Source organism: Micromonospora sp. CA-248212 (genome assembly GCF_050948405.1).
Taxonomy (GTDB): Bacteria; Actinomycetota; Actinomycetes; order Mycobacteriales; family Micromonosporaceae; genus Micromonospora.
Window position 1 is genome coordinate 3,344,625 of the sequence record NZ_CP192023.1, and the last position, 25,169, is coordinate 3,369,793.

General features: G+C 72.1%; 26 protein-coding genes. 17 read left to right on the forward strand and 9 right to left on the reverse strand.

The window, feature by feature from the left end; translation table 11 throughout:
• The first annotated feature begins 32 nt into the window (after nt 1-32).
• The 5 genes from dop (at nt 33) to prcA (ending at nt 4,223) form a co-directional block, all read left to right on the forward strand.
• Complete coding sequence (gene dop, locus ACQP03_RS16035) at nt 33-1,550, forward strand: depupylase/deamidase Dop (protein WP_357170275.1); 1,518 nt, start codon at nt 33-35, stop codon at nt 1,548-1,550.
• Nucleotides 1,551-1,655: 105 nt separating this feature from the next.
• Nucleotides 1,656-1,871 (forward strand): ubiquitin-like protein Pup, encoded by a 216-nt coding sequence (locus tag ACQP03_RS16040; protein ID WP_088948111.1) that lies wholly within the window; start codon nt 1,656-1,658, stop codon nt 1,869-1,871.
• A gap of 181 nt (nt 1,872-2,052) precedes the next feature.
• Entirely contained in the window at nt 2,053-2,574 is a 522-nt protein-coding gene (locus tag ACQP03_RS16045; protein WP_357119264.1) for an endonuclease VII domain-containing protein, read from the forward strand.
• Nucleotides 2,493-3,332 carry a proteasome subunit beta gene (prcB, locus tag ACQP03_RS16050; protein ID WP_357119261.1) on the forward strand — a complete coding sequence of 280 codons (840 nt, stop codon included), beginning with the start codon at nt 2,493-2,495 and terminating at the stop codon, nt 3,330-3,332. The genes ACQP03_RS16045 and prcB overlap by 82 nt, the downstream gene beginning before the upstream one ends.
• A 60-nt stretch (nt 3,333-3,392) precedes the next feature.
• Nucleotides 3,393-4,223, forward strand: coding sequence for a proteasome subunit alpha (gene prcA / locus ACQP03_RS16055; protein WP_355053023.1), 831 nt, complete (start codon nt 3,393-3,395; stop codon nt 4,221-4,223).
• A gap of 185 nt (nt 4,224-4,408) precedes the next feature.
• Here the strand turns inward: prcA and ACQP03_RS16060 are convergent, their stop codons facing one another.
• The 5 genes from ACQP03_RS16060 to rfbB are packed head-to-tail and all read right to left on the reverse strand — an operon-like array spanning nt 4,409 to nt 8,657.
• Nucleotides 4,409-5,713 carry a lipopolysaccharide biosynthesis protein gene (locus tag ACQP03_RS16060; protein WP_357170278.1) on the reverse strand — a complete coding sequence of 435 codons (1,305 nt, stop codon included), beginning with the start codon at nt 5,711-5,713 and terminating at the stop codon, nt 4,409-4,411.
• Nucleotides 5,710-6,411 (reverse strand): glycosyltransferase family 2 protein, encoded by a 702-nt coding sequence (locus ACQP03_RS16065; protein WP_357119253.1) that lies wholly within the window; start codon nt 6,409-6,411, stop codon nt 5,710-5,712. The genes ACQP03_RS16060 and ACQP03_RS16065 overlap by 4 nt, the downstream gene beginning before the upstream one ends.
• Complete coding sequence (locus ACQP03_RS16070; RefSeq protein ID WP_007459918.1) at nt 6,404-6,775, reverse strand: DUF2304 domain-containing protein; 372 nt, start codon at nt 6,773-6,775, stop codon at nt 6,404-6,406. The genes ACQP03_RS16065 and ACQP03_RS16070 overlap by 8 nt, the downstream gene beginning before the upstream one ends.
• Nucleotides 6,772-7,659 (reverse strand): dTDP-4-dehydrorhamnose reductase, encoded by an 888-nt coding sequence (gene rfbD / locus ACQP03_RS16075; RefSeq protein WP_357119249.1) that lies wholly within the window; start codon nt 7,657-7,659, stop codon nt 6,772-6,774. Before rfbD ends, ACQP03_RS16070 begins: the two co-directional genes overlap by 4 nt.
• Nucleotides 7,656-8,657 (reverse strand): dTDP-glucose 4,6-dehydratase, encoded by a 1,002-nt coding sequence (rfbB, locus tag ACQP03_RS16080; RefSeq protein ID WP_357119247.1) that lies wholly within the window; start codon nt 8,655-8,657, stop codon nt 7,656-7,658. The genes rfbD and rfbB overlap by 4 nt, the downstream gene beginning before the upstream one ends.
• Before the next feature lie 87 nt (nt 8,658-8,744).
• Between rfbB and rfbA the strand changes: the two genes are divergently transcribed.
• The 5 genes from rfbA to ACQP03_RS16105 all read left to right on the forward strand — a co-directional run bounded on the left by rfbA (nt 8,745) and on the right by ACQP03_RS16105 (nt 13,302).
• On the forward strand, nt 8,745-9,623 hold the full coding sequence (gene rfbA / locus ACQP03_RS16085) for a glucose-1-phosphate thymidylyltransferase RfbA (protein WP_357119244.1): 879 nt from the start codon (nt 8,745-8,747) through the stop codon (nt 9,621-9,623).
• A complete protein-coding gene (gene rfbC, locus ACQP03_RS16090) occupies nt 9,620-10,243 on the forward strand; it encodes a dTDP-4-dehydrorhamnose 3,5-epimerase (RefSeq protein ID WP_357170281.1) in 624 nt (207 codons plus the stop codon). The genes rfbA and rfbC overlap by 4 nt, the downstream gene beginning before the upstream one ends.
• A gap of 68 nt (nt 10,244-10,311) precedes the next feature.
• Nucleotides 10,312-11,670, forward strand: a complete 1,359-nt coding sequence (pafA, locus tag ACQP03_RS16095) for a Pup--protein ligase (RefSeq protein ID WP_234581936.1) — start codon at nt 10,312-10,314, stop codon at nt 11,668-11,670.
• 67 nt (nt 11,671-11,737) lie between these two features.
• Nucleotides 11,738-11,932: a hypothetical protein gene (locus tag ACQP03_RS16100; RefSeq protein WP_357119237.1), complete on the forward strand. Its 195-nt coding sequence runs from the start codon at nt 11,738-11,740 to the stop codon at nt 11,930-11,932.
• A gap of 230 nt (nt 11,933-12,162) precedes the next feature.
• The gene (locus tag ACQP03_RS16105; RefSeq protein WP_357119234.1) at nt 12,163-13,302 is read left to right on the forward strand and encodes an oxalate decarboxylase family bicupin; all 1,140 of its coding nucleotides are present in this window, start codon (nt 12,163-12,165) and stop codon (nt 13,300-13,302) included.
• A gap of 116 nt (nt 13,303-13,418) precedes the next feature.
• Here ACQP03_RS16105 and ACQP03_RS16110 read toward each other — a convergent pair whose 3' ends face one another.
• Both ACQP03_RS16110 and ACQP03_RS16115 read right to left on the reverse strand, forming a co-directional pair.
• On the reverse strand, nt 13,419-14,504 hold the full coding sequence (locus ACQP03_RS16110; protein ID WP_357170284.1) for a DUF3866 family protein: 1,086 nt from the start codon (nt 14,502-14,504) through the stop codon (nt 13,419-13,421).
• Between the two features lie 60 nt (nt 14,505-14,564).
• Nucleotides 14,565-15,566, reverse strand: a complete 1,002-nt coding sequence (locus ACQP03_RS16115; RefSeq protein WP_357119228.1) for a cation diffusion facilitator family transporter — start codon at nt 15,564-15,566, stop codon at nt 14,565-14,567.
• Between the two features lie 119 nt (nt 15,567-15,685).
• Here ACQP03_RS16115 and ACQP03_RS16120 point away from each other — a divergent pair, with 119 nt between their 5' ends.
• The 6 genes from ACQP03_RS16120 (at nt 15,686) to ACQP03_RS16145 (ending at nt 20,541) form a co-directional block, all read left to right on the forward strand.
• Nucleotides 15,686-16,684 (forward strand): helix-turn-helix transcriptional regulator, encoded by a 999-nt coding sequence (locus ACQP03_RS16120; RefSeq protein ID WP_357119225.1) that lies wholly within the window; start codon nt 15,686-15,688, stop codon nt 16,682-16,684.
• Entirely contained in the window at nt 16,681-17,745 is a 1,065-nt protein-coding gene (locus ACQP03_RS16125) for a helix-turn-helix transcriptional regulator (RefSeq protein ID WP_357119222.1), read from the forward strand. The genes ACQP03_RS16120 and ACQP03_RS16125 overlap by 4 nt, the downstream gene beginning before the upstream one ends.
• A 10-nt stretch (nt 17,746-17,755) precedes the next feature.
• Nucleotides 17,756-18,001 carry a hypothetical protein gene (locus tag ACQP03_RS16130; RefSeq protein ID WP_357119219.1) on the forward strand — a complete coding sequence of 82 codons (246 nt, stop codon included), beginning with the start codon at nt 17,756-17,758 and terminating at the stop codon, nt 17,999-18,001.
• Nucleotides 18,002-18,159: 158 nt separating this feature from the next.
• Nucleotides 18,160-18,474, forward strand: coding sequence for a Sec-independent protein translocase subunit TatA (gene tatA / locus ACQP03_RS16135; protein WP_355233542.1), 315 nt, complete (start codon nt 18,160-18,162; stop codon nt 18,472-18,474).
• Nucleotides 18,475-18,492: 18 nt separating this feature from the next.
• Nucleotides 18,493-19,443 carry a twin-arginine translocase subunit TatC gene (tatC, locus tag ACQP03_RS16140; RefSeq protein ID WP_357394191.1) on the forward strand — a complete coding sequence of 317 codons (951 nt, stop codon included), beginning with the start codon at nt 18,493-18,495 and terminating at the stop codon, nt 19,441-19,443.
• 144 nt (nt 19,444-19,587) lie between these two features.
• Nucleotides 19,588-20,541 (forward strand): diacylglycerol kinase, encoded by a 954-nt coding sequence (locus ACQP03_RS16145; RefSeq protein WP_396833160.1) that lies wholly within the window; start codon nt 19,588-19,590, stop codon nt 20,539-20,541.
• Here ACQP03_RS16145 and ACQP03_RS16150 read toward each other — a convergent pair.
• Together ACQP03_RS16150 and ACQP03_RS16155 are read right to left on the reverse strand one after the other, a co-directional pair.
• A complete protein-coding gene (locus ACQP03_RS16150; RefSeq protein ID WP_433461061.1) occupies nt 20,504-21,415 on the reverse strand; it encodes an EamA family transporter in 912 nt (303 codons plus the stop codon). The genes ACQP03_RS16145 and ACQP03_RS16150 overlap by 38 nt on opposite strands.
• A gap of 65 nt (nt 21,416-21,480) precedes the next feature.
• Nucleotides 21,481-22,242 carry an HAD family hydrolase gene (locus ACQP03_RS16155; RefSeq protein WP_357119210.1) on the reverse strand — a complete coding sequence of 254 codons (762 nt, stop codon included), beginning with the start codon at nt 22,240-22,242 and terminating at the stop codon, nt 21,481-21,483.
• 86 nt (nt 22,243-22,328) lie between these two features.
• Here ACQP03_RS16155 and ACQP03_RS16160 point away from each other — a divergent pair, with 86 nt between their 5' ends.
• Nucleotides 22,329-25,130: a DEAD/DEAH box helicase gene (locus tag ACQP03_RS16160; RefSeq protein ID WP_357394192.1), complete on the forward strand. Its 2,802-nt coding sequence runs from the start codon at nt 22,329-22,331 to the stop codon at nt 25,128-25,130.
• Nucleotides 25,131-25,169 lie beyond the last annotated feature (39 nt).

The window sequence follows — 25,169 nt, forward strand, 5'->3', positions numbered from 1 at the left end:
GACCGGGTCGGGCGAGCGAAGCGGGTAGGTCGATGAGCGTAAGACGGATCATGGGCACCGAGGTCGAGTACGGCATCTCCGTGCCCGGCCAGGCCGGAGCCAACCCGATGGTCACCTCGTCCCAGGTGGTCAACGCCTACGGGGCCCGGCCCGAACTCAACCGGGGCGGTCGCGCCCGCTGGGACTACGAAGAGGAGTCGCCGCTGCGCGACGCCCGCGGCTTCACCTACTCCGGTGCCGCCTACGACCCCGCCGAGGCCCTCGCCGACGAGGACCTGGGCCTGGCCAACGTGATACTCACCAATGGCGCACGCCTCTACGTGGACCACGCGCACCCCGAATACTCCACCCCCGAGGTCACCACCCCCCGCGACATCGTGCGCTGGGACAAGGCCGGCGAGCGGGTGATGGCCGAGGCGTCCCGCCGCGCCGCCACCATCCCCGGCAGCCAGCCCATCCACCTCTACAAGAACAACACCGACAACAAGGGCGCGAGCTACGGCGCCCACGAGAACTACCTGATGCGCCGGCAGACCCCGTTCGCCGACATCGTGGCGTACCTGACGCCCTTCTTCGTGACCCGCCAGATCGTCTGCGGCGCCGGCCGCGTCGGCATCGGACAGGACGGCGGGCAGAGCGGCTTCCAGATCTCCCAGCGCGCCGACTTCTTCGAGGTCGAGGTCGGCCTCGAGACCACCCTCAAACGCCCGATCATCAACACCCGCGACGAGCCGCACGCCGACGCCGACAAGTACCGCCGGCTGCACGTCATCATCGGCGACGCCAACCTCTCCGAGATCTCCACCTACCTCAAGGTGGGCACCACCGCGCTGATCCTCACCATGATCGAGGAGAAGGCGCTCGGCGCCGACCTCGGCATCGCCGACCCGGTCAGCGAACTGCGCGCGGTCAGCCACGACCCGTCCCTCACGCACCTCATGCGGTTGCGCGACGGCCGCCGGCTGACCGCCCTGGACGTGCAGTGGGCGTACCTCGAACGGGTCCGGTCCTTTGTCGACGACCGCTACGGCGCCGACGTCGACGAGCAGACCGCCGACGTGCTGGACCGGTGGGAGGGCGTCCTGGACCGGCTCGGTCGCGACCCGATGCTCTGCGTGGACGAGTTGGACTGGGTGGCCAAGCTGCGGCTGCTGGAGGGCTACCGGGAGCGGGAGAAGCTCGGCTGGGGCTCCCACAAGCTCCAGCTCGTCGACCTGCAGTACTCCGACGTACGCCCGGAGAAGGGCCTCTACAACCGGCTCGTCTCCCGTGGGGCGATGAAGACGCTGCTCACCGACGAGGAGGTCCGCAGCGCGATGACCGAGCCACCGGAGGACACCCGGGCCTACTTCCGGGGCCGCTGCCTCGCGCAGTACGCCTCCGAGGTGGTCGCCGCGAGCTGGGACTCGGTGATCTTCGACGTGGGCCGGGAGTCGCTGGTCCGGGTACCGATGATGGAGCCGGAGCGGGGCACCCGCGCCCACGTCGGAGCCCTGTTCGACCGCTGCGCCAGCGCCAAGGACCTGCTGGAGACGCTGACCGGCGGCTGAACGCGCCAACCGAATGCCCGCCGTGTGCCGCAAGCCGGCGCGCGGCGGGCTTTTCGTCGTCCTGGCGAGGTAAGTTCATCGCAGACGATCGTGGAGGAGGCAGCAATGGCCACTCATGACAGCGGCGGCCAGTCGCAGTCCGGCAAGTCCCGCCAGGGCGAGGAAATCGAGGACGTCACCACCGAGGCCAACCCCGAGGTGGCCGAGCGGCACGCCGAGATCACCGAGGACGTCGACGACCTGCTCGACGAGATCGACTCCGTCCTGGAGGAAAACGCAGAAGAATTTGTGAGGGGCTATGTACAGAAAGGGGGCGAATAGGGCATAGCCGGGCAAAACGGATATGCCTCTGAATGACCAAGATGGCCACCGCCGCTGCCGCGACTGCGGTGAGTGGCTCCCCCTTGATCAATTCTGCGCGAACAGCAAGCGGCCGGAGGGTCGGGGTAGCTACTGCAAGCCCTGCTTCAACGCTCGATCCAAGGCGAGCTATGCCAAGCGCGTGAAGGAGCAGCAGGGCAGGGATGTGCGGCAGTTGCCCGCGGTGCCGGAAGGGCATCGAAGGTGCCCTGACTGCGATGTCACAAAGCCCCTGGATGACTTTCCGCGTAACCGCTCCGCCCGCAGCGGCTACGGCCGATACTGCAAGCCCTGCCACAACGAGAAGGGCAAGGAGAGCAGGCTCCGACTGCATGGCGGCAGTCGCGAGTACCACCTCCAGCGGCGCTACGGCATCGGGGAGAAGGAGTTTCAGGAGCTCCTGGCCGAGCAGGACGGGGTCTGCGCGATCTGTGGCGGCGCGGACCCGCAACATCTGGACCACGATCATCGCACCGGATGGGTGCGCGGGATACTCTGCTTCAACTGCAACGGTGGTCTTGGCCAGTTCCGTGACAGTCCTACGAGGCTGGCCAGGGCGATCACGTACCTGAGAGGAACCACGTGGCAGCGGGCTTTGATCCATCCGGGCGTCTACCAGATGTGTTCACCAACGCGGGGACGTCCTCCTTCACCACGTTTCTGAGCCGGGTGGCCCCCGAGATGCTGCCCGGTCGTCGGCCGCTCCCACCGGGCATGGCCGCCGACCTGGCGCCGCACGCGACCACCATCGTGGCCATCTCGGCCGCCGGTGGCGTGGTGATGGCCGGCGACCGACGGGCCACCATGGGCAACCTGATCGCCCAGCGCGACATCGAGAAGGTGCACCCCGCCGACGCGTACTCGCTGGTCGGGATCGCGGGCACGGCGGGCATCGGCATCGAGCTGATGCGACTGTTCCAGGTGGAACTGGAGCACTACGAGAAGATCGAGGGCGCGATGCTCTCGCTCGACGGCAAGGCCAACCGGTTGGCGTCGATGATCCGGGGCAACCTGGGCGCGGCCATGCAGGGCCTCGCCGTGGTCCCGCTGTTCGCGGGCTTCGACCTGGCCGCCAGCGACCCGGCGCGCGCCGGGCGGATCTTCAGCTTCGACGTGACCGGTGGCCCGTACGAGGAGACCGGGTACGACGCCATCGGCTCCGGCTCGCTCTTCGCCAAGTCGGCGCTCAAGAAGCGTTTCCGGACCGGCGTGTCTCTCGAGGACGCGACCCGGCTCGCGGTCGAGGCGCTCTACGACGCGGCCGACGACGACACCGCGACCGGCGGACCGGACCTGACCCGCCGGATCTATCCGGTGGTGATGACCGCTACCGCCGAGGGCACCCGCCGGTTGACCGACACCGAGACGGCGGCGATCGCCGAGGGTGTGGTCGCCGGTCGGATGGAGAATCCGGGCGGCTGAGCGCCGTCCACCCCCACCAGTCAGCAGTCGTCAGCAAGCGCCGTAAGGAGAACCGCCGCCGTGGCCATGCAGTTCTACGCCTCGCCCGAACAGATCATGCGCGACCGCTCCGAGCTGGCCCGCAAGGGCATCGCCCGGGGTCGCAGCGCGGTGGTCCTGAGCTACTCCGGCGGGGTGCTCTTCGTCGCGGAGAACCTCTCCAGCGCCCTGCACAAGGTCAGTGAGATCTATGACCGGATCGGCTTCGCCGCGGTCGGCCGGTACAACGAGTTCGAGAACCTGCGCCGCGCGGGTGTGCGGATGGCCGACCTGAACGGCCTCAGCTACGACCGGCGTGACGTGACCGGACGCGCCCTCGCCAACGCGTTCGCGCAGACGCTCGGCGCGATCTTCACCGAGCAGTCGAAGCCCTTCGAGGTGGAGATCTGTGTGGCGGAGGTCGGGGCGACCCCGGACGACGACGAGCTGTACCGGCTCACGTACGACGGGTCGGTCAACGACGAGCCGGGCCGGATGGCGATGGGCGGCCAGGCCGAGGCGATCACCGGTGTGTTGAAGTCGCAGCACCGGGCGGACATGTCCCTCGGTGAGGCCGTCCGGGTGGCGGTGCAGGCGTTGAGCACCGTCGGCGGTGAGGGTGGCGCGGCCCGTACGATCGCCGCGAACCAGCTCGAGGTGGCGGTGCTGGACCGTCAGCGGGTGGGGCGTACGTTCCGGCGGATCACGGGGGCGGCGCTGACGGCGCTGCTCGACGGTGATGTCGCGGCGGCGGAGGAGCCGGCCGAGGCGGGTGGGCCGGACACGCCGGCGCAGCCGACCACGGAGGCGCACAAGCCGACGACGTCGGCGGGCTCGGCCGACCTGGAGGACAAGCCGGCGGACGGCAAGTAGTTCCGTACGCGCACACGGCGGGCGGCCCGGTTTCCGGGCCGCCCGCCGTACGCGTTCCCCGCCCCGCTCCAGCCCGCCGATCTTGCACTTTCGGTTGACGAAAAGTCAGTTTGATGACGATTGGTCGCGACAGAAACTGCAAGATCGCCGGGCCGGAGTGGGCCGGGCTGGGCTGGGGTGGTGGGTCAGGGGGCGGTGGTTACTTCGGGTGCGGCGGCTTCGTGGGTGGGGGTGGGGGCCGGCGCGGGGGATCGGGTGCCGCGCAGCAGGGCGGCCATGGTGGCGGCGACCACGACGGAGCCGATGGCGTAGCCGAGTTCGACCCGCAGCGCGGTGGCCACCGGCGCGAGGGTGGCGGCGACCAGCGCGGCCACGCCCACGGCCCAGGCGACGGCCTGGGCCCGGTGCCGGTCGAGGGCGAGCAGCGCCTGACCGAGGACCATCGCCCAGAGGTAGGCGAGGGTGGCCACGGCGAGCCAGGCGAAGTCACCGTGGCCGAGCACGTCGGGCGCGTCGAAGAGGGTCCGCACCAGCCACGGGCCGAGCAGGACGGCGAGCACAGCCCCGGTGAGGCCGAGCGCGGTGACGATGCCCAGGGCCCGCCGCAGGAGGCTGTTGAAGGCCGTACGGTCGCCGGTCGCGGCGGAGGTGGCGAGGCCGGGTAGCAGGGACGCCTGGAGCGAGGCGAAGACGAACAGTGGGATCCGGACGAGCACCAGCGCGGAGAGCAGCGCGCCGGCGGTGGCCACGTCGGAGGGGTCCAGCACCTTCACGTTGATCACGCCGATGTTGACGACGACCTGGGAGAGCAGGCTGGACGTGATGAGCAGGCCGAGGCCGCGCAGGAACGCGGCCCAGGCGACGGGGACGCCGCCGCCGACGGCCCGGAGCACGGGTGGGGCGGTGATCGCCACGCCGATCAGCGGGGCGGCGATCAGCACCGCGCCGAACCAGACGGGGGAGGTGACGCCGGTCAGGCCGAGCAGGGCGACGAGGGCGATGCGCAGGCCGCCGTCAACGCCGAGTTGGGTGCCGTACCAGGGGAACAGTTGCAGGCCGGAGAGCACGCCGCGAGTGGTGTGCGCGACGGCGAGCGCGGCGAGGGACCCGATCAGGACGGCGACCATGGTGCCGTCGCCAGCGAAGAACCGGTCGGTGAGCGGCCCGCGGGCGGCGATGATCAGCGCGACCACGGCGGCGAGCAGACCGGCGGCCAGGGCCGCCCCTCGGGCCAGTACCGGTCCTGGGGGTAGGCCCTGGCTGCGCCGGCCGGCGACGAGCCGGGCGACCTCCTGTTCGACGGGCATGAACAGGCCGATGCCGAAGGTGAAGACGATCGTCCAGAGCGCCGCGAGCGACGAGTAGTCGGCCGCGGTGAGGCTGTGCCCGGCGACGGCCAGGTGGACGTAGGAGGCGAGCCCCAGCAGGGCCAGGCCGGCGCCGACGGCGACGGTGCCCGGTGGGACCAGACTCAGCAGTCGCCGGATCACCGGCGAATGAGCGCCAACGTGAGGACGGCGAAGGCCCGACCGAGGTAGATCATGGCCTTGGCCGGGGAGTGGCTGGGGGTGCCGGCCATCCGCTTGCGCATCGCCACCGGCACCTGGCGGATGGTGTAGCCCCGCCGGGCGGTGTGCACGAGCGTCTCGACCGTGTCACCCAGGTATTCCACGGGGTACCAGGTGGCGAACATGTCGATCACCCGGCGGTTGGCGGCCCGGAACCCGGAGGTGGTGTCGGTGAGCTTGGTGCGGGCGACGCGGGACAGCACGCCGGAGAGCATGACCATGGCCCAGCGGCGGGGGCCGCGGACGTTGTAGTCGCCCTCGCCGGCGAACCGGGCGCCGATCACCAGGTCGGTCTCGTCGAGCAGGTCGACGAGCTTGGGCACGTACCGCGGGTCGTGCTGGCCGTCCGCGTCGATCTGGATGGCCACGTCGTAGTCGTGATCGCGGGCGTACCGGTACCCCACCCGCATGGCGCCGCCGACACCGAGGTTGTACGGGAGTTTCGCGACCCGGGCGCCGGCGGCGGAGGCGACGGCGGCGGTGCGGTCGGTGGAGCCGTCGTCGACCACGAGCACGTCGACGCCGGGCAGTTCGCCGCGGACCTCGCCGACGACGTCGGCGATGGAGCCGGACTCGTTGAGCGCGGGGATGATGATCAGGACCCGCTTGCCGTTAACCATCGTGCGACACCAGTTCGTCTCGGGCCGCCCGGTCCGCGTCGATCTCGGCGCGGAGCAGGGCGAAGTCTTCTGCCAGGGTCCGGGTCTCTTCCTCCAGGGCGCTGACCTCCCAGCTGAGGTGCACGCAGACCAGCAGCAGGAAGACGATGCCGAGGAAGAGCACGAGGCTCACGCCGGACTGGACGCCGAGCAGCTCGGCGACGTTGTCCAGCAGGCGGGGGAAGAGCGACAGGGGAATGACGATCACCAGGACGCAGAGCCAGAGCATGCCGTACTTCTCGCGGAGCTGCCGGCGACGCAGCAGCTCGACGATCGTGGCCAGCAGTATCAGGCCGGTCAGGCCGGTGACGAGGGTGAGCTTCATGCGACCTTCCACGGGGCGGGTGGAGCGGGGGAGTGGAACGCGTCAACCAGGGTGGAATGCCAATCCGGAAGCGGCGGCAGACCCGCGGCCGCCCAGCGGCTGTGCCCTAGCACACTGTACGCCGGACGGGGGGCGGGACGAGGATACCTGTCGCTCGTGGTGGGTCGGATCCGGTCCGGGTCCAGACCGGCCAGGGTGAACGCGGCACGGGCCAGCCCGTACCAGGTGGTCTGGCCGGCGCAGGTGCCGTGGTAGACGCCGGGAGCGGCGCGACCGTCCAGGGCGGCGTCGGCGAGCGCGACCAGTCGCTCGGCGAGACGGTACGACCAGGTGGGCTGCCCGTGCTGGTCGTCGACCACGTCGAGGTGCTCGCGTTGGCCGGCCAGCCGCAGCATGGTCGCCACGAAGTTCGGCCCGTGCGCGCCGTACAGCCACGCGGTGCGGACGACGTACCCGGTGTCCGGCAGCAGGCGGGCGACGGCCTGCTCGCCGACCAGCTTGCCGCGCCCGTACGCGTTGACGGGCGCGGTCGGCGCGTCCTCCGGGTAGGGGGAGTCGGCGTCGCCGGCGAGGACGTAGTCGGTGGAGACCTGAACTAACCGGGTGCCGCTGGTGGCGCACGCCGCCGCGAGGTTCGCCACGCCGTGGCCGTTGACGGCGGTGGCCGCCGTCTCGTCGGCTTCCGCGCCGTCGACGTTGGTCCACGCGGCGGCGTTGATCACGACGTCGTGTCCGGCGACGGCGGTGCGGACCGCAGCGGGGTCGGTGATGTCCAGGTCGGTACGGGCGGCGGCGGTGACCTTCAGGTCGGGCCGGGTCTCCAGGACGGTGACCAGGTCCCGGCCGAGCATCCCTCCGGCGCCGGTGACGAGTAGTCGGGTCATGCGGTGGGGGCCGACTTCAGCGGCTCCCACCAGGCCCGGTTCTCCTGGTACCAGCGCACGGTTTCGGCGAGGCCGTCGTCGAGGGTGACGCTGGGCTGGTAGCCCAGCTCTTCGCTGATCTTGCTGATGTCGAGGGAGTACCGGCGGTCGTGGCCCTTGCGGTCGGCGACGGGCACGACGCGGTCCCAGTCAGCGCCGCAGGCGTCCAGCAGCCGGCCGGTCAGCTCCTTGTTGGTCAGCTCGGTGCCGCCGCCGATGTTGTAGACCTCGCCGGCGCGACCCTTCTGCTGGACCAGCGCGATGCCCCGGCAGTGGTCGTGCACGTGCAGCCAGTCGCGGATGTTGCCGCCGTCGCCGTACAGCGGAACCGTCCCGCCGTCGAGCAGGTTGGTCACGAACAGCGGGATGACCTTCTCCGGGAACTGGTACGGACCGTAGTTGTTGGAGCAGCGGGTGACGACCACGTCCATGCCGTGGGTGCGGTGGTAGGCCAGGGCGAGCAGGTCGGAGCCGGCCTTGGACGCCGAGTACGGGGAGTTCGGGGCGAGGGGCCAGGTCTCGGTCCAGGAACCCTCGTCGATGGAGCCGTACACCTCGTCGGTGGAGACGTGCACGAACCGGCCGGTGCCGTGGCGTAGCGCCGCGTCGAGCAGCGTCTGGGTGCCCAGCACGTTGGTGGTGACGAACGGCGCGGCGCCGGCGATCGAGCGGTCGACGTGCGACTCGGCGGCGAAGTGCACGATCACGTCGTGGTCGGCGACGACCTCGTCGACCACGACCGGGTCGCAGATGTCACCCTGCACGAACCGCAGGCGAGGGTCGTCGCGGACCGGGTCGAGGTTGGCCCGGTTGCCCGAGTAGGTCAACTTGTCGAGCACGGTCACGACCGCCGGTTCGAGCGGGGGTACGCCCTCAGCGTTGCCCAGGGGCTTGCCCAGCAACAGTCGAACGTACTCCGACCCGATGAATCCGGCTCCGCCGGTGACGAGGATCCTCACGGGTTCGGAAGTGTACGCGACGTTCGTCGGCGGACGTGGGACGCGACCCCCACGCACGTTCCGTAGCCGTGCCGGTAGGCTTCGCCGGTGCGTGGAATCCTCCTTGCCGGCGGTACCGGATCCCGACTGTGGCCGATCACCCGCGCGGTGTCCAAGCAACTGATGCCGGTCTTCGACAAACCGATGATCTACTATCCGCTCTCTACTCTGGTGATGTCCGGGGTCCGGGAGATCCTGGTGATCACGACACCGGAGGACCAGGACCAGTTCCGCCGGCTGCTCGGCGACGGCAGCCAGTTCGGGCTGCGGCTGGAGTACGCCGCCCAGGCGCGCCCGGAGGGCATCGCGCAGGCGTTCATCCTCGGCGCGGACTTCATCGGCGACGAGTCGGTGGCGCTGATCCTCGGCGACAACATCTTCCACGGCGTGGGGCTGGGACGGCAGCTCGCCGACCACGGTGACCCTGTCGGCGGCCGGGTCTTCGCCTACCAGGTCGCCAACCCCCAGGAGTACGGCGTGGTCGACTTCGACGCCGACGGCCGGGTGCTCTCGATCGAGGAGAAGCCGGCGCGGCCGAAGTCCCGCTACGCGGTACCCGGCCTGTACTTCTACGACAATCGGGTGGTCGACATCGCCCGCAAGCTCACCCCGAGCGCTCGCGGCGAGCTGGAGATCACCGCCGTCAACGAGGTGTACCGGGAGACCGGCGAGCTGTCGGTGACGGTGCTCGATCGCGGCACCGCGTGGCTGGACACCGGCACGTTCACCTCAATGATGCAGGCCGCCGAGTTCGTCCGGGTGGTCGAGGAGCGGCAGGGCCTCAAGATCGGTTGTGTCGAGGAGGTGGCCTGGCGGGCCGGCCTGATCGACGACGACCAGCTGCGTGCGCTGGCCGCGCCGCTGACCAAGAGCGGGTACGGCGACTACCTGCTCGGCCTGCTGGACGGCAACGGGGTGTCCTGGTGAAGATCCGCGAGCTGAGCATCGAGGGCGCCTGGGAGATCAGCCCCCAGCAGCACGGCGACCCGCGCGGCATGTTCATGGAGTGGTACCGCTTCGACAAGCTCGCCGAGGCGGTGGGGCACCCGCTGCGCCTCGCCCAGGCCAACCTGTCGGTCTCCGCGCGCGGCGTGGTGCGCGGCATCCACTTCGCCGACGTACCTCCTGGGCAGGCGAAGTACGTGACCTGCGTGCGCGGAGCGGTCCTCGACGTGATCGTCGACCTGCGGGTCGGCTCACCGACCTTCGGCCGTTGGGAGGGCGTCCGGTTGGACGACACCGACCGGCGGGCCGTCTACCTCAGCGAGGGCCTGGGGCACGGGTTCTGCGCGCTGACCGACGACGCGACACTGAGCTACCTCTGCTCGGCCACGTACAACCCGACCGGCGAGCACGCGGTGCACCCGCTCGACGAGGAACTGGGCATCGAGTGGCCCGCCGACACGGCGCTGCTGTCCGCGCGCGACGACGCCGCGCCGACCCTCGCGCAGGCCCGCGAGAGCGGCCTGCTTCCGGAGTACGACGCCTGCCGGCGGTTCGTGGCCAGCCTCGGACCGGACGGAATGTCGCACTCAGCCGCTATGTGACCATCCCTCGGGCACGACCTGTGGTGTGACAGTGACGAACCGGGCCTCCGGGCGGCTAATGTCTCATCATGGAGCGGCGAATCTTCGGCCTCGAGACCGAGTACGGCGTCACCTGCACCTATCGCGGGCAGCGGAGGCTGTCCCCGGACGAGGTCGCGCGGTATCTGTTCCGGCGCGTCGTGTCCTGGGGTCGGTCGAGCAACGTGTTCCTGCGCAATGGGGCCCGTCTCTACCTGGACGTCGGGTCGCACCCGGAGTACGCGACACCGGAGTGCGACTCGGTGACCGACCTGGTGGCCCACGACCGGGCCGGCGAGCGGATCCTGGAAGGGCTGCTCGTCGACGCGGAGAAGCGGCTGCACGACGAGGGCATCGCAGGTGAGATCTACCTGTTCAAGAACAACACCGACTCGGCCGGCAACTCGTACGGCTGCCACGAGAACTACCTGGTCTCCCGGCACGGGGAGTTCGGCCGGCTCGCCGACGTGCTCATCCCGTTCCTGGTGACCCGGCAGTTGATCTGTGGGGCCGGCAAGGTGCTGCAGACCCCGCGCGGCGCGGTCTACTGCCTCTCGCAGCGGGCCGAGCACATCTGGGAGGGCGTCTCGTCGGCGACCACCCGCAGTCGCCCGATCATCAACACGCGCGACGAGCCGCACGCCGACGCCGAGCGCTACCGGCGCCTGCACGTCATCGTCGGTGACTCGAACATGAACGAGGTCACCACGCTGCTCAAGGTCGGCACGGCCGACATCGTGCTGCGGATGATCGAGGCCGGCGTGGTCATGCGGGACCTGTCGCTGGAGAACCCGATCCGGGCGATCCGCGAGGTGTCGCACGACATCACCGGCCGCCGCAAGGTGCGCCTGGCCTCCGGCAAGGAGGTGAGCGCGCTGGACATCCAGCAGGAGTACCTGGCCAAGGCCACCGAGTTCGTCGAGCGGCGCGGCGGCGACCAGGCCGCCAAGCGGGTGGTCGAGTTGTGGGGCCGGGTGCTCAACGCGGTGGAGAGCGGTGACCTGGAGCCGGTCTCGCGGGAGATCGACTGGGTCAGCAAGCTGCGGCTGATCGAGCGGTACCAGCGCAAGCACGACCTGCCGTTGTCGCACCCCCGGGTGGCGCAGATGGACCTGGCGTACCACGACGTGCGCCGTGGCCGGGGCCTCTACGGGCTGTTGGAGCGCCGCGGCGAGGTGGACCGGGTGGCCACCGACCCGGAGATCTTCGAGGCGAAGGAGACTCCGCCGCAGACCACCCGGGCGCGGCTGCGCGGCGAGTTCATCCGGCACGCCCAGGAGAAGCGGCGCGACTTCACCGTCGACTGGGTGCACCTGAAGCTCAACGACCAGGCGCAACGCACCGTGCTCTGCAAGGACCCGTTCCGGGCGTACGACGAGCGGGTGGAGCGGCTGATCGCCAGCATGTGACGGGTCCGCCGGCCCCGACGGTGGTGTACGCCGACGGGGCCGGCACGACCGGTAGGCTGGGCGCGCCATGACGACTTCTGGACCATCCGACCCCTCCGAGCGCGGCGACGCGCGGCAGAACTGGGTCGAGCGCCGGCGGGAGAAGATCCGCGCCGAGATCGACCGCAACCGGCGCGGCGAGTACACCGTGCCGACCTGGGTGCTGGCCGTGGCGCTGGCGCTCATCGTGGGCGGCTGGCTCGCCCTGATCTTCCTCTCCTGATCCCGCCCCGCGCGGTCGCGCGTGGTGTGCCGGTGATCCCCGCCCCGCGCGGTCGCGCACGGTGTCCGGTGATCGCTGCCCCGCGCGGTGTCGGACGTGCTGACCCGTCGGGGCCAGGGGTTGGCCCGGCCGGGTCGCCCCACCGGGTATCCGCTGGCCGTCGCCGTCGCGGGCCGTCCTGCCGCCCAGTGGGCCGGCGGCGCGAGGACGCGACGACGCGGGAGGCGATCATGAACGACCCGACGGTGCCCCAGCCCGAACGCGACGGTGGGGGCTGGGTGGACCCCGGGCCACGCGACGTGGTCCGCGACCGGCAGAACCCCGATCTGTTGACTCCACCGAGCACGGACGCGGGCACGCTGCCGAACCTGCGGTTCTCCTTCTCGGACGCGCACACCCGGGTGCAGCGCGGCGGATGGACCCGGGAGGTGACCGTACGGGAGTTGCCCATCGCCACCGAGCTCAGTGGCGTGGACATGGCGCTGGAACCGGGCGGGTACCGGGAGCTGCACTGGCACAAGCAGTCCGAGTGGGCGTACGTGTCGCGTGGCAGCGCCCGGATCAGCGCCGTCGACCAGGAGGGCCGCAACTTCCTCGACGACGTACGCGCCGGCGACCTGTGGTTCTTCCCGCAGGGGGTGCCGCACCACATCCAGGCGCTCGACGAGGGTGTGGAGTTCCTGCTGGTCTTCGACGACGGCGCGTTCACCGAGAACGGCACGTTCCTGATCAGCGACTTCTTCGCGCACACCCCGAAGGAGGTGCTGGCCAAGAACTTCGGGTGGCGGCTCGATCAGCTCGACTCGATCCCCGAGCGGGAAAAGTACATCTTCGCCGGGCAGGTGCCGCCGCCGCTGGACCAGGACCGGGTCGTCAGCCCGACCGGGGACGTGCCCCGCAGCCTCAGTCACCGGCTGCTCGCCCAGCAGCCGCAGCGGTTCCCGGGCGGGCAGGTCCGCATCGCCGACGTCACCCAGTTCGCCGCGGCCACCACGATCTGCGCCGCGCTGGTCGAGGTGGATCCGGGCGGGATGCGGGAACTGCACTGGCACCCCACCGACGACGAGTGGCAGTACTACCTGTCTGGCCACGGTCGGATGGGCGTGTTCGCCAGTCAGGGCGTGGCCGGCACCTTCGACATGCGCGCCGGTGACGTCGGGTACGTGCCGTTCGCCTACGGCCACTACATCGAGAACCTCGGCACCGAGCCGCTGGTGTTCCTGGAGATGTTCCGCAAGCCCCGGTTCGAGTCCGTCTCGCTGACCCAGTGGATGGCGAACACCCCGCCCGAGGTCAGCGCCGACACCCTCAATCTGCCCCGAGAACTCATCGAGGCCCTACCCCGAGACCAACGCCCCGTGATCCGCTAACCCCACCGATTGCCCCCGGTGATCAAGAGGTTCGCGTCAATATCGCGCCGGATTCTGACGCAAACCTCTTGATCACCGGGGCTGGGGGGTGGGGGTGGGGTGGGGTGGGGTTGGGGTTAGGGGAGGTGGGTGGTGGCTTGGCGGCCGGCGGCTGCTGCTGCCAGGAAGTAGGCGTGGTCGGCGTCCAGGGGGCGGCCCATGGTGGACAGGGGGACGGGGCTGGCGCGCAGCGCGGCGTCGAGGCCGGCGGTGGGCACCTGCACGATCCGGTGCCGGGCCGCCAGCGGCGCCAGGGCGGCGTCGACCTCGGCGGCCAGGGCCGGGTCCAGGCCGTCGGGCACCACCAACTCCGCCGGGGCGAGCGCCACCCGGCCGTACGCGGTGAGGCTGTGGTGCGACACCCCGTTGTGCCGGGGGCGGGGGTCGGCGTCGGAGATGCGCAGCGAGCCGACCGGCCGCCCGCCGAGCGTGGCGATCGCGTTGACCGCCTCACCGACGGCGACACCGGAGAAGCCCCACCGGGTGCCGGTGCCCAGGTTGCCGGGGCCCTGCGCCACGATCGCCACGTCGGCGCGCAGCACGTGGTGGGCGGCGAGCAGACCGCCGTGCAGGGTGGTGGCCTCGAGGTCACCGCCGAACGCCTGCCCGACGGTGATCGTCCCGACCAGCTCGTCGCGCAGCCCGGCCAGGGTGCGGGAGAACCAGGCCGGCAGCGCGCCACCGTCGGTGAGCAGGTACGCGACCCGCGCCCGAGGGGCGTCGGCCCGGATGCCGGCCAGGATCGCCGGCAACGCCGAGTGCAGGTCGGCGGTGACCACGGGCAGGCCGCCCAGGTCGTCGGCGTCGGCCAGCACGGCCCGGTGCGGGGACGCCTCCTCGTCGACACCGAGCAGGATCGGCTGCAACGGCGTGTAGCGGGCCTTGACCAGGTGCCCGGCGTCGCGGGTGTCGCCGGCGTCCGGCGGGTCCGGGGGCAGCCGGTCCGGCACCGCCACCACGAGGGCGTACCCGCCGGTGCCCAGCCCCATCAGCAGCGCGCCGGCGTTGAGCAGCACCCGGTCGCCGGGCTCGGGCGTGCCGACCAGCTCGGGATAGGCCAGCGCCCGCATGCGCGTGCCGTCGGGCAGGTCGACGTCGAGTTCCACCGCCCCGGTCCACTGCCGTCGCAGCGCCGCCACCGTCCCCGTACGCCATCGCACCATGACGGGCACGCTAGCCGCGCGGGCGCGGCGGACCGCGACCGGGTGCGACGCCGCTCGGGTTCAGGTCCGCTCGTCGCCGGGGGAGGCGGGCGGCGCGGCCTGGGTGTGGCGGGCGGTGCCGGTGGCGCCCGGCAGTGAGCGGGTCGGGTCGAGGAAGACGAACCGGATCTCCGGGTAGCGCTCGGTGAGCCGCCGCTCGGCCTCGTCGGCCGTGGTCTCGATCTGCGCGCCGGTGGCCTCGTCGCGGAAGTCGACCTTCGCGGCGACGAGGATGTCGTCCGGGCCGAGCTGCATGGTCAGCAGGGTGTCGATGCGTTCCACCTCGGGCAGGCCGGCCAGTTCCTGCTCGATCTCGCGACGCAGCCGCTCCGGGACGGCCCGGCCGACCAGCAGCGACAGGTTGTTGCTGGCGAGGATCCCGGCGACGGTCAGCAGCAGCAGGCCGATGAGGATCGACGCGACGCCGTCCCACACCTCGTCGCCGGTGGCGTGCGACAGGCCGACGCCGAGCCCCGCGAGCACCAGGCCGATCAGGGCCGCGCTGTCCTCCAGGAAGACGGCCTTGACGGTGGTGTCGGCGGTGAGCCGCAGGAACCGTCGCGGGGTGGTCTGCCAGCGCTCGGACTCGCGCCGGACCTGCCGCACGGCCCGGGCCAGCGAGATCGACTCGATGACGAACGAGACCGCCAGCACGATGTACGACACGAGGTAGTCGCCGCTGTGCTCGTGCACGAGGATCGTGGTGACGCCGTGGGTGACGGCGAAACCGGCGCCGGCCACGAAGGTGAACATCGCGGCGAAGAACGCCCAGACGTAGCTCTCCTTGCCGTACCCGAAGGGGTGCCGTTTGTCGGCCGGCCGGGCGCCCCGGCGCAGCGCCTGGAACAGCAGCACCTCGGTGGTGGTGTCGGCGACCGAGTGCGCCGCCTCGGACAGCATCGCGGCCGACCCCGAGATCAGCCCGGCGACCAGCTTGGCGACCGCGATGGCGAGGTTGGCGACGCCCGCGACGACCACGGTGCCGACGCTCTCGCTCTCGGTCTTCATCCCGGCTTGCGACATGAGGGAAACCCTATGGCGGTGAGCGGCGGCGCGCCGGGGGAGGACCCGATCCGAACAAGTGTGCGGCACGCCCCGCGTGGGTGCACGATGTGGGCGCGTCGGCTGCTAGCGTCTACCGCGTGTCGCGGACCCGCACCGAACGCCTGGTCAACCTGGTGATCTGCCTGCTGTCCACGCGACGGTTCCTGACCGCCGCGCAGATCGCCGCGACCGTGCCCGGCTACGAGCACGATCCCGACGACGCGCGCGACCACGAGGCGTTCCAGCGCAAGTTCGAGCGGGACAAGGCCGAGCTGCGCGAGTTGGGCGTCCCCCTGGAGACCGGCACGGCCAGCGTCTTCGACGCCGAGCCCGGCTACCGCATCGCCCACCGCGAGTACGCGCTGCCCGACATCCCCCTCGAACCGGACGAGGCCGCCGCCGTCGGCATCGCCGCCCGGCTGTGGCAGCACGCCGGGCTGGCCGCCGCCGCGTCCTCCGGGCTGGCCAAGCTGCGCGCCGCCGGGGTGGACGTCGACCCGCAGGCCACCCTCGGCCTGGAGCCGATGGTCACCGTCGACCCGGCGTTCGCGCCGCTGACCGCCGCCGCCCGGGACCGCCGGGAGGTGGGCTTCGACTACCGGGTACCCGACCGGGACGCCCCCAGCCGCCGCCGGCTCCAACCGTGGGGCGTGGTCTGCTGGCGGGGCCGGTGGTACGTGGTCGGCCACGACCTGGACCGGGACGCCACCCGCTGCTTCCGCCTCTCCCGGGTGGTCGGCGCCGTCCGGGTGACCGGCGCGTCCGGCGCCTACGAGCCGCCGCTGGGAGAAGACCTGATCAGTCACGTGGCCCGCTGGTCCGGGCCGGTGGAGCGCACCGGCCGGGCGACCGTGCTGGCCGCGCCCGGCCGGGCCGCCGGGCTGCGTCGGTGGGCGGTCGAGGTGACCGCCGGGCCGGACGGCGACCGCCTGGTCCTGCCGTACGCCGACCCGGACGGTCTGGCCGGCCACCTTGTCGGGTACGGGCCGGACGTCCGCGTGCTCGACCCGCCGGAGGTCCGCGAGGCGGTCATCCAGCGGCTCAAGGAGATCGCGGTCCGCCACGACGAGCTGGCGGTTTCCGGGGGTGCCCGGTGACCCGCCCGGCCGCCCGCGGCGGTTCCAAGACCTCCGCCGACCGGTTGGCGCGCCTGCTCAACCTGGTGCCCTACCTGCTGGCCCGACCGGGCATCGAGGTCGCCGAGGCGGCCGGTGACCTGGGTGTCACCGAACGACAGCTCCGGGAGGACCTGGAGCTGCTGTGGGTGTGCGGGCTGCCCGGTTACGGCCCCGGTGATCTGATCGACATGGCGTTCGACGGCGACCGGGTGACCATCACCTACGACGCCGGCATCGACCGGCCGCTGCGGCTCACCCCCGACGAGGCCCTCGCGCTCGTGGTGGCGCTGCGGATGCTCGCCGAGACCCCCGGCGTCGCCAACCGGGACGCCATCGAACGGGCCCTCGCCAAGATCGAGGACGCCGCCGGTGACCTGGTGGGCGCGCCGGTCGCGGTCCGGCTCCCCGGGGACACCCGGCGGGTCGAGGCGCTGCGCGCCGCCGTGGAGGGCGGCCGAGCGCTGCGGATCACCTACTACACGGCGGCCCGGGACGAGACCACCGAGCGGGTGATCGACCCGCTGCGGATGCTGATGGTCGGCGGTCGGGCGTACGTGGAGGCGTGGTGCCGGCGCGCGGAGGCGGTGCGGCTGTTCCGCGCCGACCGGATCGACGCGATAACCGAGCTGGACGAGCCGGCCGCCGTTCCGCCGCAGGCCGTCCCGCACGATCGCACCGAGGGGGTCTTCCGGCCGTCGCCCGACCTGCCGCTGATCACCCTGCGGATCGGGCGCGGCGAACGGTGGATCACCGAGTACTACCCGTGCGAGCGGGTCGAGGCCGGCGACGGTGACCAGTGGCTCGTCTCGCTGCGCGTGACCGACCTGGGGTGGGCGCGACGGTTCGTGCTCGGCCTCGGCCCGGACGTCACCGTGGTCGCCCCCGTCGAGCTGGCCGAGCAGGTCCGAGCGACCGCGTCCGCCGCGCTCGACGCGTACGCGGTGCCCGCGCCGGTGACGCGGCTGCCCGACGACGACCGCACGGCCGCGGCCCCCGGAGCGCCGTCGGGCGATCCGGCGGTGGCCGGCCGCACCCAGTAGGCTGGCCGGCGTGCTGATCTGGATCGTGCTCGCGCTGGTGCTGCTCCCGCTCGTGGCGCTCGCGCTGGCCGTACGCCCGGTGCTGGCCCGGCTGCCCAAGCTGCGCCGCGCCGCCGAGGCGTTGCAGCGCCGGGCCGGTGAGGCGGAGGCGCTGCGGGAGACCGCCGAGGCGTTGCAGCAGCGCGCCGAGGGCGTCCAACGTCAGCTCGACACCGCCCAGCAGCGCCTTGAGCTGATCAAGGCCAAGCGCGGCTGACCGCGCCGTCGGCCCAGGTGGTTGACGGATCATCGCGCGTTGGTCAAGACTTCACCGGCCGGGCCGATCCATCACCACCCGGCGGGTGGCATCGCACCGATCCGCACGTACGATGGGCTGCGTACCACCCCCCGGACACAGAGCGACTGGAGCTTCTCATGGGTGCCCTCAAGCCGTGGCACATCGCCGTTCTCGTGGTTGTGCTGATCCTGCTCTTCGGTGCGAAGCGGCTTCCCGACGCGGCCCGTTCGCTGGGTCGCTCGCTGCGGATCATCAAGGCCGAGACCAAGAGCCTGCAGGACGACGACCGCGACCTGGCCGAGAAGGCCGACGCGCAGGCCGGCTACCAGCCGTTGCCGCCGCACGCCGGGCAGCAGGCGCCGTACGCCGGGCAGCCGCAGCAGCCGCCGTACCAGCAGGCGCCGGCGCAGCAGCCGGTCGTCGACCCGGTGCACCGCGTCCGCGACAACTGACCGAAGGGCCTTCGCACCGTGGCCTTCGCCCTGCGTAAGCGCGGCCCGAGCACGTTCGAGCGGGCCGCCGACGGCTCGATGACGCTCATCGAGCACGTCCGTGAGCTGCGCAACCGTCTGTTCCGCGCCTCGCTGGCGATCCTGGTCGGTTTCGGCTTCGGCATCTGGCTGGCCGAGCCGGTGCGGCATTTGCTGTCGCAGCCGTACTGCGACCTGCCGGGGTCGAAGGACGCGTCCGGCAAGTGCCTGTTCGTCCAGCTCGGCCCGGCGGACCTCTTCCTGCTGAACCTGAAGATCGGCCTCTGGGTGGGCCTGATCATCGCGGCGCCGATCTGGCTCTACCAGCTTTGGGCGTTCATCGCGCCCGGGTTGCACCGGCACGAGCGGCGCTACGCGTACGCGTTCACGGCCCTGGCGGCGCCGCTGTTCGCCGCCGGCGCGGTGTTGGCCTTCTTCGTCACCGCCAAGGGCCTCGAGTTCCTGATGAACGTGTCCGGCGATGACATCTCGACCACGCTGGAAGTCACCCGGTACATCTCCTTCGTCACCAACCTGATCCTGCTGTTCGGGGTGGCGTTCGAGTTCCCGCTGATCGTGCTGATGCTCAACTTCGTCGGCCTGGCCAGCGCGAAGCGGCTGCTGAGCTGGTGGCGGGTGGCGATCTTCGTGTTCTTCGCGTTCTCCGCCGTGGTCACCCCCACCCCCGACCCGTTCGGGATGACCGCCCTGGCGGTCTGCCTCTCCGCGCTCTACTTCGGCGCGGTGGGCATCGCGTTCATCAACGACCGGCGGCGGGGTCGCGGCAAGGAGGTCTTCGCCGGTCTCGACGACGACGAGGTCTCGCCGCTGGAGTTCGACCCGGACCCGGTCGTGGCCGGGCAGCGGGTCGACGCGACCGCGCCGATCGGCGCTCCGGAGCCGATCGCGAAGCCGGCGCCGATCGAACGCCGTTACGACGACATGACCTGACGGCCCCGCGCCGCCAGAGCCAGCCGACGCCGTCCCCGCCAGGTGGGGGCGGCGTCGCTGTGTCCGCCGTCGACCGATTCCAGCCGCCCGGTGGGTTGGGAGCGCTACCTCCGCACGATGAACATCAGATGTACGACGAGTACGGTGCTGGCCGTGACCGTGAAAGAGTTTCGGCCTGGACCGGCGGAGGACGCCGCGTCGGCCGCCGGCCCGGTGGCCGTGCTCGCCAACCCGACCGCCGGCCGGGGACGACGCCGGGCCCTGCTGCCCCGGCTGCTGGACGGGCTGTCCGCCGCCGGCCGGCCGGTGACGGTGCTGTCGGCGTCCACCCCCGATGAGGCGGAGGTGGCCTGTCGGACGGCGGTCGCCGAGGGCGCGGGCGCGCTGGTCGCGATCGGCGGAGACGGCACCGTGCACCGGGCGCTGCAGGCCGTGGCCGGCACCGACATCCCGTTCGGACCGGTGCCCGCCGGCACCGGCAACGACTTCGCGATCGACACCGGCTTTCCCGCCGATCCGGTCGCCGCCGTGGAGGTGATCGCCGAGGCGCTGCGTACCGGCCGGAGCCGCGAGGTCGACCTGGCCCGGATGACGGGCGTCGACGGCGCGCAACGCTGGTACGGGGCCGTCCTCGCGGCGGGCTTCGACGCGATCGTCAACGAGCGGGCCAACCGGATGCGGTGGCCGCGCGGCCCCCGCCGGTACGACCTGGCGATCCTGATCGAGATGGCCCGCCTGAAGCCGCGGCGCTACACGATGCGCCTCGACGGGGTGGTGCACGACATGGACGCGGTGCTGGTGGCGGTGGGCAACTGCCCGTCGTACGGCGGTGGGATGCGGATCTGCCCCGACGCCGACCCGACCGACGGGCTGCTGGACGTGGTGGTGGCCGGTCGAGCGGACCGGCGCACGATGATCCGGGTGAAGCCGCACATCTACCAGGGCACCCACGTCGAGCACCCGGTGGTGAGCAGCTACCGGGCCCGTACGGTGGAGTTGGCCGCCGACGGGATCGTCACGTACGCCGACGGGGAACGCTCGCTCGGCCTCCCGGTGACCATCACCGCGGTGCCCGGGGCCCTGCGACTGCTGCGCTGACCCGTACCGCGCCGATGCTGGCGGCGATGACCAACACGATGGCGACGCACTCCGACACGGTCAGCGCCTGGCGCAGCACCAGCCAGCCGGCGAGGGTGGCGACGGCTGGGCCGAGACTCATCAGCACCGCGAAGGTGGCGGTGGGCATCCGGCGCAGCGCCAGCAGTTCCAGGGTGTACGGCAGGCCGGAGGCGAGCACCGCGAGGGCCGCGCCGAACGCGAGCACCTGCGGGTCGAGCAGGACCGCGCCGCCGTCGACGATGCCCAGCGGCAGGGTGACCAGCGCGGCCAGGGTGAGCGCGAGGGCGAGCCCGTCCGCGCCGGGGAACCGGCCGCCGACGCGGGCGCTGAGCACGATGTACGCGGCCCACATCGTGCCCGCGCCGAACGCGAACGCCACGCCGGCCGGATTGAGCCGGTCGAAGCCGCCCTGCCCGAGCAGCGCCACCCCGGCCAGCGCGAGTCCCGCCCAGCACCAGCTCGCCAGCCGGCGGGCGGTGAACACCGACAGGGCGAGGGGACCGAGCACCTCAAGCGTCACCGTCGGTCCGAGCGGGATGCGTTCGATGGCCTGGTAGAACAGCGAGTTCATGCCGGCCAGGGCCAGCCCGAACGCGCCGACGGCGAGCCAGGCCGAGCGGTCGTGTCCGCGCAGTCGCGGCCGGCACACGACGAGCAGCAACACCGCCGAGATCGTCAGCCGCAGGGTGACCGCCCCGGCCACGCCGGTACGCGGAAAGAGCAGCGCGGCGACGGCGGAGCCGAACTGGACCGACAGCGCCCCGCCGAGCACCAGCCCCACGGCGAGGACACCACCGTGCCGCTGTGGGGGCGCGTCGGTCGGTGTCGACGCAGGCAGGAGGGTGTCCGTCACGGCCCTGACGCTAGGCGGTGGGCTCCGGGGACGCGCGGGCGGCCTCGACGCGGATCAGCCCGGGGTCAGGCGGGCAGGGCCAGGTCCAGGACTGCGCCCAGCCCGTTCTCCCGGCCCGGCTCGGCGGCCGGCAGCACCAGCACCGCGCAGCCGGCGGCCACCGCGCCCGCGTCGGCCGGGCTGTCGCCGACCATCAGCGTCTGCTCCGGGTCGACGCCCAGCATCCCGCAGGCGCGCCAGAAGATCGCCGGGTCGGGCTTGCAGCGCCCCACCTCGTACGACAGCACGAACGCGTCGACGAGGTCGGTCAACCCCCAGGCGTCGAAGTGCGGGCGCAGGTCGAAACCGATGTTGCTGACCACCGCGACGCGTACGCCGGCGTCGCGCAGCGCGGCCAGCGTGGGGGCCGTGTCCGGGTAGGGCACCCAGCCCTCGGCGATCAGCAGCCGCTCGTAGAGCGCGTCGGGCAAGCCCTCGATGCCGGCGTCCACGGTCTCGGCCAGCCCGGTGTACGCCCCCCGGTGGGCGTGCGGGTAGAGGTCCCGGTCGGCCCACAGCTCGGCCAGCCGGGGCGGCACCCGGGCCGGTAGCGGGCCGCCCGCGCGGCCGGCGGTCAGCAGGCGGTCGGCCAGCGAGGTGGCGCGGACCCGGTCCAGGGTGACCCCGCACGCCGCCGCGGCCTCCAGCACCCACTGCCGAGGCTCCTCCACCTGGGCCAGGGTGCCGTGGAAGTCGAAGAGCACCGCCTTCACGGGCCGTCGGGACGTCCGGCGGGCGGTGGCGCTGCCCGGCGCAGTGGTCTGGGGCGGTTCGGCATGGTCCGGCACGCCGTGCACCCTACCGACCCTCGCCGACAGCCCTGCCGGACGGCCTTGTGGGGTGCACTGTGCCGGCACGCACTAATCTTGGTGCCATGTCGAGCCCCGCCGAGCGGTACGCCGCGGCGCGCCGCCGGACCGCGCAGGCCTCCGAGTTTCCGGCGCTGGACGAGTTCGCCCTGGACCTGGGGTTCGACCTCGACGACTTCCAGCGCGAGGCGTGTCAGTCGTTGGAGCGGGGCAGCGGTGTGCTGGTGTGCGCCCCGACCGGCGCCGGCAAGACCGTGGTCGGCGAGTTCGCCGTACACCTGGCTCTGCGGGGGTGGCCCGACGACCCGGCGGCGGCCGGCGGCGCGACGCCGCCGACGACCCGGCGCAAGTGCTTCTACACGACGCCGATCAAGGCGCTGTCCAACCAGAAGTACCACGACCTCGTCGACCGGTACGGCGCCGAGCAGGTTGGCCTGTTGACCGGCGACAACGCGATCAACGGCGACGCGCCCGTGGTGGTGATGACCACCGAGGTGCTGCGCAACATGCTCTACGCGGGCTCCAGCACGTTGCAGGGGCTCGCCTACGTGGTGATGGACGAGGTGCACTACCTCGCCGACCGGTTCCGCGGCGGCGTGTGGGAAGAGGTGATCATCCACCTGCCGGAGTCGGTCACCCTGGTCTCGTTGTCGGCGACCGTGTCGAACGCCGAGGAGTTCGCCGACTGGCTGGTCACCGTGCGCGGCGAGACCGCCGTGGTGGTCAGCGAGCACCGGCCGGTGCCGCTGTGGCAGCACATGCTGGTCGGCAAGCGGATGTTCGACCTGTTCCACGACGCCGACGCCGCCCGCAAGCACGACGTGCACCCGGAGCTGCTGCGCTACACCCGCGACACGATGCGCCGGCTGGAGCTGGGCGAGGGGCGCAGCGCCGGGCCGGGCTCCGGACGCCGAGGTCCGCGCTGGCGCGGCCCGATCCGCCCGGACATCGTGGACCGGCTGGACCGGGAGGGTCTGCTGCCGGCCATCCTGTTCATCTTCAGCCGCGCGGGCTGCGCCGCCGCCGTGCAGCAGTGCCTGGCCGCCGGGCTGCGGCTCACCTCGCCCGAGGAGCGCGCCGAGATCCGCCGGGTGGTCGAGTCCCGGGTCACCGCCATCCCCGGCGAGGACCTGACGGTGCTGGGCTACTGGGAGTGGCTGGACGGCCTGGAGCGCGGCCTCGCCGCCCACCACGCCGGCATGCTGCCGGTGTTCAAGGAGGTCGTCGAGGAGCTGTTCGTCCGGGGCCTGGTCAAGGCGGTCTTCGCCACCGAGACCCTTGCGCTGGGCATCAACATGCCGGCGCGCTGTGTGGTGCTGGAACGCCTCGTCAAGTACAACGGCGAGGCGCACGTCGACCTGACCCCGGGGGAGTACACGCAGCTCACCGGCCGCGCCGGCCGGCGGGGCATCGACGTCGAGGGGCACGCCGTGGTGGTGTGGTCCCCGGAGACCGACCCGCGGCACGTGGCCGGGCTCGCCTCCACCCGCACCTATCCGCTGCGGTCCAGCTTCCGCCCGTCGTACAACATGGCGGTGAACCTGGTCGGCTCGGTCGGCGCGGAGCCCGCCCGGGCGCTGCTGGAGTCGTCGTTCGCCCAGTTCCAGGCCGACCGGTCGGTGGTCGGTCTGGCGCGGCAGGTGCAGCGCAACACCGAGACCATCGAGGCGTACGGCGCGGAGGCCGCCTGCCACCACGGCGACTTCGACGAGTACTTCGCGCTGCGGGTGGCGATCGCCGACCGGGAGAAGGCCATCGCCCGGCAGGGGCAGACCCAGCGCAAGGCCGCGGCCGTGGCGTCGCTGGAGCGGCTGCGTATCGGCGACGTGATCCGTGTTCCGTCGGGCCGGCGGGCCGGTCTGGCCGTCGTGCTGGACCCGGCGACCGGCGGGTTCGGCGAACCTCGTCCGCTGGTGCTCACCCAGGACCGCTGGGCGGGGCGGGTCAGCCCGGGGGACTTCACCACGCCCGCCGAGGTGTTGGCCCGGATCCGGGTGCCCAAGCACTTCAACCACCGCTCGCCGGGGGCCCGGCGGGACCTCGCCGCCGAGGTCAGCGGCACCGGCCTGGACCGGCACGGTGGCCGCCGAGGTGGCCGCTCCCGGCAGGCGCCCGGCGAGGACCACCGGCTCAGCCAGCTCCGCACCGAGCTGCGTAACCACCCCTGTCACGCCTGCCCGGAGCGGGAGGAGCACGCCCGCTGGGCGGAGCGTCGCCGTCGTCTCGAACGGGACACCGACGAGCTGCGTGAGCGGGTGTCCGGGCGTACCGGGTCCCTCGCCCGGACGTTCGACCGGATCGTCGCGCTGCTGACCGAGCGTGGATACCTCGGCCGCGACGGCGCGGTCACCGACGCCGGTCGGATGCTTGGCCGGATCTGGACCGAGGCGGATCTGCTGGTCGCCGAGTGTCTGCGTCGACGCGTGTGGGACGGGCTCTCCCCGGCCGAGCTGGCCGCCGCGGTGTCCGTGGTGGTCTTCGAGGCGCGCCGCGACGTCGACGAGCGGGCCTCCCTGCCGCGCGGCCCGGTCTCCGACGCCGTGGACGAGACGCTGAAGCTGTGGGGCGAGATCGAGGCCGACGAGGCCGCCCGTGGGCTGGCCGCTACCCGCGAGCCGGATCTGGGCTTCGCCTGGCCGGTCTACCGGTGGGCCCGGGGCGAGGCCCTGGCGAAGGTGCTCGGCAGCGGGCACGAGATTGACGGCGAGATGCCGGCCGGCGACTTCGTCCGGTGGGCGCGGCAGGTGGTCGACCTTCTTGGTCAACTTTCCGACTCGGGCGGCGCGTCGCCGGAGCTGCGTGCCACGGCCCGGCAGGCCATAGCGGCCATCAACCGGGGAGTGCTCGCGTACCACACCTCCGCCTGATGATCACTTTCGGTCAACCGGGTCGGTGAATCGACGCAT

Coding starts and splice junctions, on each gene's coding strand:
- tatA (WP_355233542.1), top strand. CDS start 18,160: ATGGGTGCCCTCAAGCCGTGGCACATCGCCGTTCTCGTGGTTGTGCTG.
- ACQP03_RS16160 (WP_357394192.1), top strand. CDS start 22,329: ATGTCGAGCCCCGCCGAGCGGTACGCCGCGGCGCGCCGCCGGACCGCG.
- ACQP03_RS16065 (WP_357119253.1), bottom strand. CDS start 6,411: ATGGTTAACGGCAAGCGGGTCCTGATCATCATCCCCGCGCTCAACGAG.
- ACQP03_RS16105 (WP_357119234.1), top strand. CDS start 12,163: ATGAACGACCCGACGGTGCCCCAGCCCGAACGCGACGGTGGGGGCTGG.
- rfbD (WP_357119249.1), bottom strand. CDS start 7,659: ATGACCCGACTACTCGTCACCGGCGCCGGAGGGATGCTCGGCCGGGAC.
- dop (WP_357170275.1), top strand. CDS start 33: ATGAGCGTAAGACGGATCATGGGCACCGAGGTCGAGTACGGCATCTCC.
- ACQP03_RS16040 (WP_088948111.1), top strand. CDS start 1,656: ATGGCCACTCATGACAGCGGCGGCCAGTCGCAGTCCGGCAAGTCCCGC.
- ACQP03_RS16100 (WP_357119237.1), top strand. CDS start 11,738: ATGACGACTTCTGGACCATCCGACCCCTCCGAGCGCGGCGACGCGCGG.
- ACQP03_RS16070 (WP_007459918.1), bottom strand. CDS start 6,775: ATGAAGCTCACCCTCGTCACCGGCCTGACCGGCCTGATACTGCTGGCC.
- ACQP03_RS16110 (WP_357170284.1), bottom strand. CDS start 14,504: ATGGTGCGATGGCGTACGGGGACGGTGGCGGCGCTGCGACGGCAGTGG.
- pafA (WP_234581936.1), top strand. CDS start 10,312: ATGGAGCGGCGAATCTTCGGCCTCGAGACCGAGTACGGCGTCACCTGC.
- ACQP03_RS16115 (WP_357119228.1), bottom strand. CDS start 15,566: ATGTCGCAAGCCGGGATGAAGACCGAGAGCGAGAGCGTCGGCACCGTG.